This is a genomic window from Micromonospora nigra (assembly GCF_900091585.1).
GTDB classification, from domain to species: Bacteria; Actinomycetota; Actinomycetes; order Mycobacteriales; family Micromonosporaceae; genus Micromonospora; species Micromonospora nigra.
On the sequence record NZ_FMHT01000003.1, the window covers coordinates 3511646 to 3526737 of the forward strand.

Here is a 15092-nt window from a genome sequence, read left to right on the forward strand (position 1 = left end):
GTCCAGTCGTCTGATTGGTGGATGTTCCACGCTCGACACCTCGCCTAGCGTGAGGATTCGGCCACGTTGGGTCAGTGCTGGGTGTGGGGGTGAGTGTTGCTGGGCTCGTCTGAAGGTCCTGGTCCGGCCGGCGGTGTCGAGCCCGTTCTGATCGCCACCCGAGAAGACGTCGCGCTGCGCCTGTTCGCCTTCCCGCACGCCGGTGGTGGCGGTGGCAGTTTCGAGGACTGGCCGGCCGGGTTGGCCGACGACGTCGAGATCGTCTCCTACTCGCTGCCGGGTCGGGGCCGCCAACGCAAGACCCCGCCCTACTCGAACTGGTCGGCCCTCGTGGCGGACCTGGTGCGCCTCATCGACCGGTACGACGACGGGGCACCCTTCGTCTTCTTCGGCCACAGCTTCGGGGCGCTGGTGGCGTTCGAGGTGTGCCGGACACTCATCGAGGAGAACCGCCGCCCGCCGGCCGCTCTCTTCCTCTCGGCGCACCGGGCACCGCACATCGCGCCGAGCCAGACCGGGCACCTGCTGCCGGACGAGCAGTTCGTGGGCCTGGTCGAGGAGTGGGGACTGGTGCCGGCGGAACTCCTGCGCGACGAGGAGGTGCTGTCCCTCGTCCTTCCTCCGCTGCGGGCCGACCTCGCCCTCGACGAGAGTCACCGCTGCTCCACCGGCGACCGCGCCGGCCGCCGGCTGCCCGTGCCGTGCGTCGTCTACGGCGGCGACGGCGACCGGACGGTGCGTCCCGAGCAGTTGTGGGCGTGGCGCGAACACCTCGGCGAGGAGACCGACTTCCGGGTGGAACTGCTCGACGGCGGGCACTTCTACACCATCGGCTCCCGCGACGATCTGTTGCGCCGCCTCGACGCGGAGTTGGACCGGGTACGGGCGACCGTCGCCCCCTCCGTCGTGATCGCCGGTGACCCCTACCCGGAGCCGGCGCACAGTCTCTGGACGCGGTTCCAGGCCCAGGTGGCCGCGACCCCGGACGCCCTGGCGTTGGTCGACCCACCACGGCGGTGGTCCTACCGCGAACTCGCCGACAGCACCGTGGCGCTCGCCGCGGACCTGGCCGCCCACGGTGTCACCCGGGGCGACGTCGTGGGCGTCCTGCTGCCCCGTTCCGCCGAGTACTGCGTCACCCTGTTGGCCTGCTTCGGGCTCGGCACCCCGGCATGCCTGCTGGAGAAGAACTGGCCCGAGTCGTTGCTCGGCCGGTTCCTCGACAACGCCGAAGTCAGACTCGTCGTCACCCGGCAGGAGTTCGTCGAACGGCTACCCCCCGCCTACCGGGTTCCCGGCCGGGTGCTCGTGCTCGACGACCATCCGCCGGCCCCCGCCGGCGGCGGCCCCACCAGCCCGGTGGTCTTTCCCGAGGTCGAGCCGGACGACATCGCCCTGATCTCGATGACCAGCGGGACCTCGGGAACCCCCAAGGCGGTCCGCAACACCCATCGGGGCTGTCTCTACTGCTTCGACGCGCGCTACCGGCTCTACCCGTACGGGGAGTCGTCGCGGGACGGCCTGAACGTCTTCTTCGGCTGGGAGTGTCTCCGGCCGCTCCTGCGGGGCAGAGCAGCGGTGGTCGTCCCGGACGACCACATCGTCGACCCCGTACGGCTGGTGGAGACGATCGCGGAACTCGGGATCACCCGGATCGTCGTCACCCCGTCCCTGCTGGAGAGCGTTCTCGACCATCCCGTGATCGCGTCCTCGCTGGCGCATCGGCTGGCCCACATGGAGATCGTGTTCCTGATGGGCGAGGTCGTGCCGAACCGGGTGGTCGAGAAGGCCGCCGCCCTGTTCCCCGCCGACCTGCGGCTGGTCAACGCCTACAGCACCTGGGAAAGCCTGGACGTCTCCTTCGCCGACCTTCTCCCGCCGCCGGCCGCCGGAACCGGGCCCACCCGTCTCGTGGCGCCGGTCGGCCGGATCCTGGACGGCAGCGCCGCGGTGCTGCTCGACGACCGGGGTGAGCCGGTTCCCTACGGGGGTGTGGGGGAGCTGTACTTCTCCGGGCCGGGAGTCGCCGACGGCTACCTCAACGACCCGGCGAAGACGGCGGAACGCTTCGTGCCGTGTCCACCCGCGTTGGCCGGCTCGCCCTTCGCCGACCAGACCTTCTACCGCACCGGCGACCGGGCCCGGTTCCTGCCCGGTGGGGGAATCGAGATCCTCGGACGCAGTGGTGACGTCGTCAAGGTCCGTGGGTTCAAGGTGTCGCTGCGCGCGGTCGAGGCCGTCCTGTCCGATCAGGAGGGGGTGTCGCGGGCCATCGTCCGGCCGGTTCTCGACGACCGGACCGGGCAGCCGACGGCACTGCTGGCGTACCTTCTCGGCGACGGGGGGCGCCCCTCCGAGACGGTGCTGGCCCGGTCCCGCCTCAGGGCACGCCGTGAGCTTCCGGAGTACGCCCGCCCGCGCCACGTCATCGGCCTGGACGCGCTGCCGATCAGCCGCAACGACGCCCGCAAACTCGACCTGTCCGCCCTGCCCCCGCCACCCGAGCAGCCGGACGGGACGGCAGCACCCACGCTCACCACCATGGAGCAGCGGCTCGCCGCGGCGTGGCGGGAGGTGCTGGGTGCGCGTGCGGTGGAGCCGGACGACAACTTCTTCGACGTGGGTGGCGACTCGCTCAGCGCGGCCCGCCTCTCCGGGCTCCTGGCCGAGCGGTTCGGCATCACCCTCCCGGTCATCGATGTCTTCCAGTTCAGCACCCTGCGGGCCATGGCCGAGCACTGCTCGACCGGCCGGGCCGGTGGTGAACCGCACCGCGCCGCGCCCCGCCGGGTGCGCCCGTCCGACCGGACGAGGTTGGCGATCGTCGGCATGGCGGGACGCTTTCCCGGGGCCGACACCGTCGAGGAGTTCTGGGAGAACCTGAAGAACGGGGTCGACTCGCTGACCACGTTCCCGGCGGACCGGCTTCGGGCCAAGGGGGTCCCGGAGGCGGCCCTGGCCCACCCGAAGTGGGTCTCCGCCGGTCAACTCGTCGCCGACGCGGACATGTTCGACGCCCAGTTCTGGGGTATCGGTCGGCGTGAGGCGCTCCTGATGGACCCGCAGCACCGGGTCTTCATCGAGACCGCCTGGTCGGCGTTGGAGCAGGCGGGGTACGCCCGGCGGAACAACCCGTACCGGAGCCGGACGGGTGTCTTCGCGGCGTGCGGGATCGACGGCTACCTCATCCACCATCTCCGGGGCGGCGGGCTGACCGACCCGCTGGATCCGGCGGGCCTGTTCCTCACCGAGATCGGCAACGAGAAGGACTACATCGCCACCCGGGTCGCGTACCTGATGGATCTCGGCGGTCCGGCCGTCACCGTCACCTCGGCCTGTAGCAGCGCCCTGGTGGCGGTCGCCCAGGCCGCGCAGTCCATCGTCTCCGGCCAGTGCGACATGGCGATCGCGGGCGCCGCCGCCATCAACTTCCCGAACCTCGGCTACCGCTACGAGGAGGGCCTGGTCGGCAGCGTCGACGGCCGGGTCCGACCCTTCGACGCCGGGGCGAGCGGCACCCTCTTCGGCGACTCGATCGGCGCGGTCGTCCTGAAACGCCTCGACGACGCCATCGCCGACGGCGATCCCGTCTGGGCGGTCCTCACCGGGTTCGGCATCTCCAACGACGGGCAGATGAAGGCCGGCTACACCGCGCCGAGCGCGCGGGCGCAGGCGCAGGCCATCTCCGACGCCATCGCCATGGCCGGCATCGACTCCGAGCAGATCTCGTACGTCGAGTGCCATGCCACCGCCACGCACGTCGGCGACGCCATCGAGATCGCCGGACTGCACGACGCCTTCCGTCGCCACCGGGGCAGCGGCCCCTCACCCGACGCCAGTTGCGCCATCGGCAGCGTCAAGGGAAACATCGGCCACGCGAACTGCGCCGCCGGCATCACCGGCCTCATCAAGACCGTGTTGTGTCTGCACCACCGGGCCCTGGTGCCGACGGTGAACTACCAGACCCTCAACCCGAAGCTGGTCGACCTCGTCGACACCGAGGGTTCCCCGTTCACCGTCCAGGCGACCCACCGCGACTGGCTGGTCGCCGATCCGTCCACCCAACTACCCCGACGGGCCGGGGTGTCGAGCTTCGGCATCGGCGGCACCAACGCCCACGTGATCCTGGAGGAGGCACCGGAGGTCACGCGGGCCGACGTCGGCCGACGCGGCACGCGCTCGGTGCATCTGGTGACGGTCTCGGCGGCGGGCGAGGGGGCCTTCCAGCGCAACGCCGGGGCGGTGGCCCGCTTCCTGGCAGCGCTGCCCGCCGAGGAGGTCGGCTCGGCGTGCCGGGCCCTGCACCTGTCCCGGCAGGCACACGCGCTGCGGGCCAGCACGGTCGTGACCGGGGACCCTGTCACCCGACGGGACGACCTCCGCCGGCTCGGGGCGCGACCGCCCCGGGCAGTGGTGCGTCGCGGTCACGCCGCGACCGTGGCCTTCTGCTTCTCCGGGCAGGGTTCCCAGACCGCCGGCATGGCCCGCGGGCTGTACCAGGGACGGGCGGACGGGGGCCGGTTCCGGCGACACTTCGAGGCCGCCTGCGCCCGGTTGGCGCCCCACCTGGACAGCGACCCGGCCGCGCAGATCCTCACCGCCGACGAGACGAGCCTGCGGCGGCCGACGGTGACCCAGTGTGGCCTGTTCGCCGTGGAGTACGCGCTCGCCCGCGCCCTGATGGAGATCGGCGTGACACCGGTCGCCGTCGCCGGTCACAGCATCGGAGAGTACGCCGCAGCCGCCGTGGCCGGTGTGTTGAGCCTCGACGAGGCAGCCGCGCTCGTGGCCGTCCGGGCACGGGCGACCGAGGAACTGCTTCGCGGGCCGGATCCCGGCGGCATGGTCAGCGTCGTCGGGGACGAGGAGCGGCTCGCCGACTGGCTCGCCGACCGCGACGGCCTCTGGCTCGCCGTCGAGAACGCCCCGGGCCGGGTGGTGCTGTCCGGGACGACCGCCGGTCTGTCCGCGGCCCGGACGGAGTTGCCGGACCTGGGCTTCACCTGCCGGCCGGTTCCGGTCAGTCACCCGTTCCACTCTCCGCTGATGCTGCCGGTCGCGCACCGGCTGGACGCGGTGGCGACCGACCTGGCGGCCCGCACCCCGACGGTGCCGCTGGCCAGCAACCTGACGGGATCGTGGCTCGACCCGCACTACCAGCCGGGCAGCTACTGGGGCCGGCACGTGCACTCCCCGGTGCGGTGGCGGCAGTGCGTCGACACGTTGCTGCGGTGGGAACCCGAGATCGTCCTGGAGATCGGCCCGGACAGCGTCCTGACCGCGCTGACGACGAAGTGCACCGCCCACCGGATCTCGGGCGGCCCCCTCGCCCTGGCCACCATGCCCGAGGCCCGGAACCCGGCCGGGGACGACGAGGTCGCCCTGCTGCGGACGATCGGGGAGTTGTGGTGCCACGGCGTGGAGGTGGACTTCGCCGCGTTCCACGAGGGCGAACCGGCGACGCCCCGACCCGCCGCCACGCACCACCTGCCACCGACCTACAGCTTCGAGCGGACCAGCTACTGGGTCCGGCCGGAGGCGTCCGCGTACGTCGACGGGGACGGCGCAGCCGACCGTACCGACAGCGCGCAGCAGGCGGTCGAGCCGCAGCAGCGTCCGCTCGTACGCTTCGTCGAGAAGCCGGACGCGACGGTGCGCCTCTACTGCCTTCCCTTCGCGGGCGGAGGCACCACGGCGTTCCGTGGCTGGGCACACTCCGCCCCGCCGTGGCTGGACGTGGTGGCGGTGAACCCGCCGGGACGCACCAGCCCGGACGGGAGGGTGACGCCGGCGACCGCTGACGACGCGAGCGTCCTGGCCGACCTGGCTGCCGCCGTGCGAGCGGATGCCGGCACCGCCGCCGTGGCCTTCTGTGGCCTGAGCTTCGGCGCGTCTCTGCTGCTGGACCTGCTGATCGGCCCGCTGGCCGACTGGGCCGGCGGAGGACGGATCAAGGCCGTCTGCGTCGCCGGCCGAGCCGCGGTCCTGCCCGGATCCGCCGCGCCGGAGCTGGCCCTGGACTCGTACCTGATGGCTCCGGACGAGTTGCGCCAGGACGAGCGGTGGCGGCGGGAGACCCTTCCCCTGCTCGATGCCGACCTCGCCTTCGACGCCCGGGCCGAGGAACGCGTCGTCCGGTGGCAGGAACAGCGGGGCACCGAGGTTCTCGACAGCCCGGTGCAGGTGCACTGCGGTGCCACCGACGCCTCGGCGCCGCCCGGTTCGGCAGGCAGATGGGCCGCCCTGACCACGAGTCCGATCGTGGACACCGTCGTCCATCCGGGAGCGCACGACTTCCTGGTGCGTCAGCGGGAGGGCGTCCTCGACCGGATCGTGGCCTTTCTGGAGCGCCTCGATCCTCGGGTGACGTCCCGCGCGGCCGGTCGGTCCCGCCTGACGTACGAGCTGCGCTGGGTGCCGGCGGGATCCGTCGCCGGACATCCGGGTGGCGAGGCGGTGCCCTGGCTCGACGTCGACGCCGTGCAACCGGCGGCGTGCCTGCGGTTCCTGCGGGAGAAGCTGACCGGCCCGGAGGCCACGGCCGCCCTGCTCTGCCGACTGGGTCCGGACCGGACGCCGAGCCAACACTGCGAACTTCTGTTCGACCTGCTCAGGTCCGTCGCGGCGGCTGAGGTGCGGGGACGTCTCATCGTCGTCCTGCCGGCCCGTGACGACGCCGGCCTCGTCGCGGGCATGACCCGCTCGCTCGCGCACGAGGAGCCGGGACTGCGCCTGCACCGGGTCCACCTCGCGGAGCTGCCCCCGGCGTACGACGACGACCTGTCCGACCGGGTCGACCAACTGCTCCGGGGTGTCGTCGCGTACCCGTGGGAGGTCGACCTGCTCTGCCGGGGCGGCATGCTGCTCGCCCAGCGGCTTCTCCCGGTCGCCCTGCCGGACCTTCCGCCCGGGATCCTCGGCGGTGGCGCGGGAAGCTACCTGGTGACCGGCGGCACCGGCGGCATCGGCCGGGTCGTGACGGACTGGTTGATCCACGACCAGGGGGTGGCCCCTGCCCGCCTCGTCGTGGCCGGCCGGCGCGACCCCGGCGATCTGCGTCGGGGCGTGCGGTTCCTGGAGCTGGACCTGGCGTACCCGCCGAACGTGGAACGCCTCGCCGCCGACACCGGTGCCCTCGCCGGCATCATCCACCTCGCCGGCGCGCTGGACGACGGCATGCTGCGCAACCTCGACGCCTCCCGGTTCCCGGCGGTCCTGGCCCCCAAGTTGGCACTGGCGCACCTGGCCGAGTGGGGTCGTCTGGCCGGGGCGCCGTGGATCGTCGCCTTCTCCTCCACGAGTTCCCTGTTCGGTGCCGCCGGCCAGGCGAACTACGCCGCCGCCAACGGGTGGGTCGACGCCCGCGCGATGTGGCCGGCGGGGGGTGGAGGTCCGGACGTCGTCTCGATCAACTGGGGAACCTGGGGCGACGCGGGGATGGCTGCGCGCAGCAGCAGGGCGCTGGCGACGGCGCGGAGCAACGGGGAGACGCCGCTGGGGTCCGGGGCGGCGCTGCGCGCGTTCGGCGGCGTGGTCGCGGCGCTGATGCCGGGGACCACCGGAGGTCGGAACTTCGCCGTCTGCGACGTGGACTGGGGCCGGTTCCCGTGGACCGAGCTGCCGCTGGTGTCCGACCTGCCGGCCGTGGCGTCGGCACCGGGGACGCCGGCCGGCAGGGGTGTCGATCCGCTGGGGCGACCGGACCCGGCCGATCCGCTGGCGCGACCGGGTGGGCCCGACCCGGCCGGGACGGACGGCGACGAGATCCGTTCCTTCCTCAGCTCCTACGTCCATCGCTGGGACACCTCCCAGCGGCTGGCGGACCTCGGACTCGACTCGCTGGATTTCGCCCGGATAAGGAGTGACTTCGCCCGATCGTTCGGCCGGGACGTCGCGCTGGCCGCCATCGCGCGACCGGACCAGTCCCTCGGCGACCTGCACTCGCTGCTGTCGGAGCACTAGATGCGAACAACCCCTGCGCCCGGAGGTGCGACCTTGCCCCGGAACGACCTGATATCACCCCGGGTGGACCCCATCAGCGACGCCGCGACGGTCGCCGACGTCCGGCGACACCTGGTCCCGATCCTGTCGAAGATCGTCGACAGTCGACCGGTCAGTCGGGCCGAGTTGCGTACGCTCGCGGCGGCGACCCGGGACGACCCCCTGCCGGCGGCGTTCGACCACACCGACGACTCCGCGGACTCGATCCTGCGGGACCGGATCGGCCTGCTCCGGACCGTCGGGCGACCGTTCGCCCGGTGGTGGGCGTCGTACTTTCCCGACGGCAGCGCCACCGTGCCGGTGGACGAGCTGTGGCGGCTGTACCTTCCGTTCAGCCAGTGGATCCTCGCGGAGAAGCGGAGGCGGCGGCCGGACGGACTCTTCCTGGTCGGCTTCAACGGAAGCCCGGGGGCGGGCAAGACGGTGCTGACCAACGCGCTCGCCGTCGTGCTGAACCACCTGCTCGACCCGGTCGGGGACGGGCAGGCGGTGGCCCGCAGCGGGGACGACTGGTATCTCGGCCGGGGCGAGCGGGAACGCCTGATCCCGCAGGGGTACGACCCGGGCGTGCCCGGGGTGTCGAACCGCTCGGCTCCCGGGACCCACGACCTCGACTGGCTCAAGCGCAACCTCCGGGAGATGGAGAACAGCACTCCGGGCAGCGTCATCAGGATGGGCAACTTCGACAAGCTGACGGACGACCATCCCGCCGGGGAGAACCGGCACTTCGTGGTGCGGGGGAAGGTCGGCGTCTTCCTGTTCGACCTGTGGTTCGCCGGTGCCCGGACGGACGTGGACCCGGGGCGGGTGCCGGACGGACTGCGGCGCCGGGTCGCGGAGCACCTCCGGAGCTGGGGCGACGTCTTCGACCGGATGGACGCGCTGTGGAGTTTCGCCTGGCCACCCTTCGAACAGATGGTGGCCGACCGCGAGGCGCAACAGCGTCTGATGGAGATGCGCCGGGGCCCCGGCGGCATGGGCCGGAACCAGATCCGCGCCTTCATGACCTACATGATCGAGCGGAGCTGGGACTGGCGGACCACCTCGCCCGTCCCCCGGACGACTCGATCACCTTCCGCGCGTGGCGGGATTCGAACCACTCCGTGACGACCGTACGACGAGGAGGTCGAGCAGCATGACGCAGACCGGCAGTTCAGCGGACCCCCAGCCGGTCACCCGGACGTTCGCCATGTCCGACGTGGGCCGTCAGTTCCGCGAGGTCGCCGAGGAAGCCGAATCCGGCGACACGTTCTACGACACCCTGATCATCGGGGGAGGTGCGGCCGGCGCGGGGGTGCTGCGGGACCTGGCCTCGCGCGGGAACGCCAGCGCGATCCTGGTCGACCGTGGCCCGTTCGGCGGCGAGACGTCGAGCAAGACCGGCAAGGCCATCCACCCGGGGATCCGGTACCTGCGCATGGCGTTCCACCGGCTGCTCCTGGCGTTCCGGCTGCGCAGCGACCCGAAGATCAAGCAGACGTTCGCGCAGAACCTGCGGGGCGCGTGGCTGGATCTGAAGCTGGTCTGGTGCGGGACCCGGGAGCGGAAGATCCTGATCGAGACGACGAGGGACACGGTGGAGGAGATCCCCAACATCGTCTTCGTCCTGCCGGACAGCCCCGAGAAGAAGTGGGCCGTCTTCTTCGGCATCTCGTTGTACGACCTGTTCACCACCGTGTGGGCCTGGGGCAGCCTCGCCCCCCGGTTCAGCCGGGTCAAGCTCTTCTTCAACCGCAGGGCACTGGACAGGGAACTGCCGCATCTCGCGGAGGGCGACCTGCTGGGCGGTATCCGCTACTGGGACGGCAAGGCGAACAACGACAAGATCCTCGTCGTCAAGGCGATCCGCGACGCCTACCACCGGGGGACCCGTGCGCATCCGATCCGGGCGATGAGCCACGTCGAGGTCGAAGGGTACGAGTGGCGGCCCGACCAGGGCGGCTACTTCCTGGTGACGCTGGTGCGGCGCTTCCCCGACGACACGCTGCCGGAGCGGGTGTCGGTGCGGGCCCGCACCATCACCAACGCCGCCGGTCCGTGGGTCGACCAGGCGAGGAACCGGACCGCGCAGCCGGACGGCAAACAGTCGGTGGTGTACTCCCGGGGCTCGCACCTGGAGGCGACGAACCAGTTCATCCACCAGAGCCTGTCCGAGAACCCGAGCCTCCAGGTGGGCCTGGTGCCGCTCAACGCCGAACGCCAGCACTACCTGCGGCCCTTCCAGCAGCACGGCATGTGGTACATCCAGTGCACCACCACCGACCGCGCCCACACGGATCCCGATCGAGTCGTTCCGACGGAAGACGAGATCGAGGAGTTGCTGCACTCGTACAACCACCTGGTCGACAGCCGGTGGCGGATCGATCGGCGGGACATCTTCAACGTCTTCTGCGGCATCCGACCACTCGCCTCCACCGACGGTGGCCAGATCGCGGTCCAGGACATCTCCCGGATGTTCCGGATCAACACCCGGCCCTGCGGCGGCGTCGTCTACGACCTGATCAACGTCAAGCTCACCGAGTTCAGGTGGGCCGGACGGGAGGTGGGCAACCTGATCGCCGGCGAGTTGCGCCGGCGGGGCCTCGCCCGGCTCAACCGGTCGACCACCCACCGACTGCCGTTCCTGGCGGTCACCGGGGAGGAGCGCTTCGCGGTCGGCCGGGCCGATCACCAGCGGGGCGACCGGGACTTCGTCCGCGCCAAGGTGGCGCACCACGTGGCCCACCAGGCGGCCAGCGACTACCAGGACTACCTGTTGAACACGGGGGCCGTCCGGGACGCCGTGGTGTTCGACATGGACGGCCTGTGCCAACTCGATCTCGACGTCCTGGACCTGATCCTGGACGAGATGGCCCGCCTGCTGCGGTGGACCGATCACGAACGCCGGCGGCAGTGGGAGGCGTTCCGGGAGGTCTACACCCGCAACATGACGTACACGGTGCTCGGGCAGCGGGTTCGGGAGCACGAACCGGCGACCCTCCGGCTACGCCCGGCGGCTGCGGCCGGAATGGAGTGACAAGCCGCCGCTGACAGGTACCTCCGCCGGGCCACGGCGGGCGTGCCGCTCGGTACCTGCGCCACCCGACTGGAAGAGGTCATCCATGTACTTCGACAGGGACGCCAACCCGCAGGACATCGAGGGCGAGCGCGTCGCGGTGATCGGCTACGGGATCCAGGGCAAGGCGTTCGCCGTCAACCTGCGCGACAGCGGGGTTGCGGTGCTCGTGGGCAACCGCGACGACGAGTACCGCAAGGCCGCGATCGAGGACGGGTTCGACACCAGGACGATCGCGGACGCCGTCGCGGACGCCTCGATCATCCTGCTCCTCGTTCCCGACGAGGCCCACCAGGAGGTCTACCACTCGCAGATCTCGCCGCATCTCGACGACGGTGACCTGCTCGTCTTCGCGCACGGCTTCTCCGTACGGTTCGCGCGGATCGCCCTTCCCCCGAACGTCGACGTGGCGCTGCTCGCCCCGAAGATGTTCGGCAAGCCGATCCGGCAGCGGTATCTCGACGGCAGCGGGGTGCTCGCCTTCCTCGACGTCATCGCGGACCCGTCGGGGCGTACGTTGCGCCGATCACTCGCGATCGCGCAGGCGGTCGGCTTCACCCGGTACGGCGTGCTCCCCGTGTCGCACGCCGTGGAGACGGAACTCGACCTCTTCCAGGAGCAGTTCCTGACCCCGATGCTGATCGACGCGATCAGGATCTCCTTCGAGGTGCTCACCGAGTCCGGTTACGACCCGATCCCCGTGCTGCTCGACATGCACGCCTCCGGGGAGATGGCGGAGATGCTCATCGAGGCCGCGTCGACCGGGCTGTTCGAGGTGATCGAGCAGCAGGGCTCACCCACCTGCCGGTTCGGCGTGCAGCGGTACCTGGGGACGCTGCTCGGCGAGGAGGTGCGGGACAAGGGACGCCGGATCCTCGCCGACATCCGCGACGGCGGTTTCGTCGAGGCCCTCTCGGCGGAGGCCGCCGCCGGTTACCCGAGCCTCGCGGAATACCAGCGGGAGTACCGGGCGAGCGGGATCACGAAGGCACACGACCGCTACCGGTCGATGCTCGACGAGCGCGGTGCGGCGACCGGTGTCGCCGACGCCGGAGAGAAGGGTGCGAAGAATGCTGCCTGACGTCACCGGGAACCGGAGCGACGGACGGAAGGGCGATCTCGTCGCAACCGACGCTCGTCACGTCCTGCACCCCTGGGCGGATCTGTCGGCGCTTGGCAGGCCGGAATCGCTCATCGTGTGCGAGGCCGACGGCGTCGAGGTGGTCGACAGCAGCGGCCGGAGGTATCTCGACGCGATCGGCGGCATGTGGTGCGTCACGGTGGGGTACGGGCGACGCGAACTCGTGGACGCGATGCGAGCCCAGGCCCAGAAGATGCCCTACTTCACGCCGTTCGGTGACATCTCGAACGCACCGGCCACGGAACTGGCCGCGACGCTCGCCGCCCTGGCACCCGGTGACCTGAACCGCGTCCACTTCACCACGTGCGGCTCGACGGCGGTGGAGTCGGCCGTGCGGATCGCGCATCTCTACTTCGCCAGTCGCGGGATGCCGGAGAAACGCCATGTCCTGTCCCGCGTGGACGCCTACCACGGGAGCACGTTCCTGGCGGCTTCGCTCTCCGGCAAGGAGGCGGACCGGACCCGGTTCCAGTACGAGAGCCGCTGGGTGCACCACCTGGCGAGCCCCGGGTACGACCCGGACACCTCGTCGGTGTCAGCGGACCAGCGGCTGCGGGAACTCGTCGAGGGGATGAAGCGCACCATCACCGAGATCGGCCCGGAGAAGGTCGCCTGCTTCATCGCCGAGCCGATTCTCGCCTCCGGAGGGGTGCTGGTCCCGCCGCCGGGCTACCACGAGGCGACGCGGGAACTGTGCCGGCGGTACGACATCCTGTACATCTCCGACGAGGTGGTCTCGGGTTTCGGCCGGCTGGGTCACTTCTTCGCGTCCGAGGTCCGGTTCGGCATCGTGCCGGACCTGCTGGTGACGGCGAAGGGACTGACCTCGGGGTACCAGCCGCTCGGCGCGGTGCTGATCTCCGATCGGATCGCCGACTCGCTGGTGGCGGGCGCCGACCCGGCGAAGCCGGTCTTCTCCAACGGTTTCACCTACTCGGGTCACCCGGTCGCGTGCGCGACCGCCCTCGCCAACATCGACGTGATGGAGCGCGACGACATCTGCGGGCACGTACGCGACGTCGGCCCGTACTTCATCGACCGGCTGCGGGAACTGCGCACGTCTCCGATCGTGTACGCGGTGCGGGGCGATCACCTGATGGCCTGTGTCGAGTGCCAGGTGCCCGGGGAGGTGGGCCCGACCCCTCGCAACCAGGCACTCGCCCAGCGGGTGGATGCCTACTGCGAGGAGGCGGGGCTGCTCGTCCGGCCCTACGAGAACCTCTGCATCCTGTCGCCTCCGCTGGTCATCACGAGAGCGGACATCGATCGGATCGTCAACATCCTCGCCGACGCGCTCGCGCGAGCGGAACAGGACCTGCGGGCGGGCCGAGGATGCTGACGGTGACCGCCCGGCAGCGGTGCGACCGGCACCGGGGCACGTCGAACCCCCTCGACCTGACTCGCCCGACCGGGCGGAGGTGAACCCCGTGGAGACGGCCGTTCCCGCAACCACGACCGCGCTCGACTGCCACGGGCTGACGCCGGCACTGACGATCCTGCGGATCAAGCAGGCCGTCAGCTCGCAACTGACGGACGACGGTCCGGTACGCGTGATCCTCGGTGCGGAGTGCACCCGCGACCAGGTCACGGCCTCGCTCGGGGCGCTGGCCGACCGGGTCCGGTACGTGGCCCCGGACACCCCCGCGACACCCCCGGCTCCGCTCTGGTGGCAGCGCGGCGACCTGCGGTACCACGACGGCCGGCTCCATCTCGGTGGGGTCGAACTGGAGGAACTGGCCGCGCAGGTGGGCACGCCGACCTACGTCTGTCGGGCCGGGCGGGTGGAGGACAACATCGACCGGCTGTCGGGCGCGTTGGCAGCCGCGGGCGTCGACCACCGGATCTACTACGCGATCAAGGCCAACCGGTCACCGGCGCTCCTGTCCTACCTGCGCACCCGGGGCCGGTGCGGCGTCGACGTCTGCTCCTCGGGGGAGCTGATGCACGCACTCGGGTGCGGGTACGCGCCGGAGGAGATCTCCTTCACCGGCACCTCGCTGTCCGCCCGGGAGATCGACATCCTCGCGCGCTTCCGGCGGCTACGGATCAACGTCGACTCGGTCTCGGCACTGGAGAGCCTCGGCCGAGCCTGCCCGGGGCGGGAGATCGGCCTGCGGATCAACCCGGCGGTGGGGGTCGGCTACCGCAACGACGAGCGGTTGTCGTACAGCGGTGTGCCGACGACCAAGTTCGGCATCTACCTCGACCACCTGGCGGAGGCGAAGGCCGTAGCCGATCGGTGGGGGATGCGCGTGGTCCGACTGCACCTGCACGTCGGCTGCGGCTACCTGGATTCGCAACTGGACCAGTTCGCCGAGGCACTCGACGTCGCCGACAGGTTCACCAGACACATCCCCGACCTGGTCGAGGTCAATCTGGGCGGTGGGCTGGGCGTACCGCACACCCCCGCCGACCGGCCGCTCGACCTGGACCGCTGGGCGCGGCTGGTGGGACAACGGTTCGCGGGCAGGTTCCTCGTCGCGGTGGAGCCCGGGGACTACCTCGTCAAGGACGCCGGGCTGCTGCTGACCACCGTGACGTACGTCGAGCGGCGCCGGGACGTCCTCTTCGCCGGTCTCGATGCCGGGTTCAACCTGGCGATGGAGCCGGCGTTCTACGGCCTGCCCTGTGAACCCGTGGCGGTCGCGCCGCGCTGGAACGAGGGTACCGAGCGCTACACCGTCGTCGGGAACGTCAACGAGGCCCTCGACGTGTGGGCGGTGGACCACCACCTTCACCGGCTGCATCCCGGCGACCGGGTGGCACTGCTCAACTCCGGCGGCTACGCGGCCTCCATGCGCTCCGACCACTGCCTTCGGGGACAGGCGGGGACGTACTACTCATCGACTAGGGGCCGGGGGCCGCACCCGGAAGGGGCGGCCCCGGCCTGATCTG

General features: G+C 71.2%; 6 protein-coding genes. All 6 read left to right on the top strand.

All coding sequences use genetic code 11. The features are described from left to right. The first annotated feature begins 96 nt into the window (after positions 1-96). The 6 genes from GA0070616_RS15140 (at position 97) to GA0070616_RS15165 (ending at position 15088) form a co-directional block, all read left to right on the top strand. Positions 97-7962: a type I polyketide synthase gene (locus GA0070616_RS15140; RefSeq protein WP_217628199.1), complete on the top strand. Its 7866-nt coding sequence runs from the start codon at positions 97-99 to the stop codon at positions 7960-7962. A gap of 33 nt (positions 7963-7995) precedes the next feature. Next, the gene (locus tag GA0070616_RS15145) at positions 7996-9108 is read left to right on the top strand and encodes a kinase-like protein (protein WP_139128901.1); all 1113 of its coding nucleotides are present in this window, start codon (positions 7996-7998) and stop codon (positions 9106-9108) included. A 28-nt stretch (positions 9109-9136) separates the two neighbouring features. Then, the gene (locus tag GA0070616_RS29160; protein ID WP_217628200.1) at positions 9137-11017 is read left to right on the top strand and encodes an FAD-dependent oxidoreductase; all 1881 of its coding nucleotides are present in this window, start codon (positions 9137-9139) and stop codon (positions 11015-11017) included. 10 nt (positions 11018-11027) lie between these two features. Beyond that, positions 11028-12137, top strand: coding sequence for an NAD(P)-binding domain-containing protein (locus GA0070616_RS15155; RefSeq protein WP_342672303.1), 1110 nt, complete (start codon positions 11028-11030; stop codon positions 12135-12137). Further along, positions 12127-13536: an aminotransferase gene (locus tag GA0070616_RS15160; RefSeq protein WP_091082406.1), complete on the top strand. Its 1410-nt coding sequence runs from the start codon at positions 12127-12129 to the stop codon at positions 13534-13536. The genes GA0070616_RS15155 and GA0070616_RS15160 overlap by 11 nt, the downstream gene beginning before the upstream one ends. 88 nt (positions 13537-13624) lie before the next feature. Further along, positions 13625-15088, top strand: a complete 1464-nt coding sequence (locus GA0070616_RS15165; RefSeq protein WP_091082408.1) for a diaminopimelate decarboxylase — start codon at positions 13625-13627, stop codon at positions 15086-15088. The last annotated feature ends 4 nt before the right edge of the window (positions 15089-15092 follow it).

Excerpts from the sequence above, each read along its gene's own strand:
- GA0070616_RS29160 (WP_217628200.1), top strand. The coding sequence starts at position 9,137 with ATGACGCAGACCGGCAGTTCAGCGGACCCCCAGCCGGTCACCCGGACG.
- GA0070616_RS15160 (WP_091082406.1), top strand. The coding sequence starts at position 12,127 with ATGCTGCCTGACGTCACCGGGAACCGGAGCGACGGACGGAAGGGCGAT.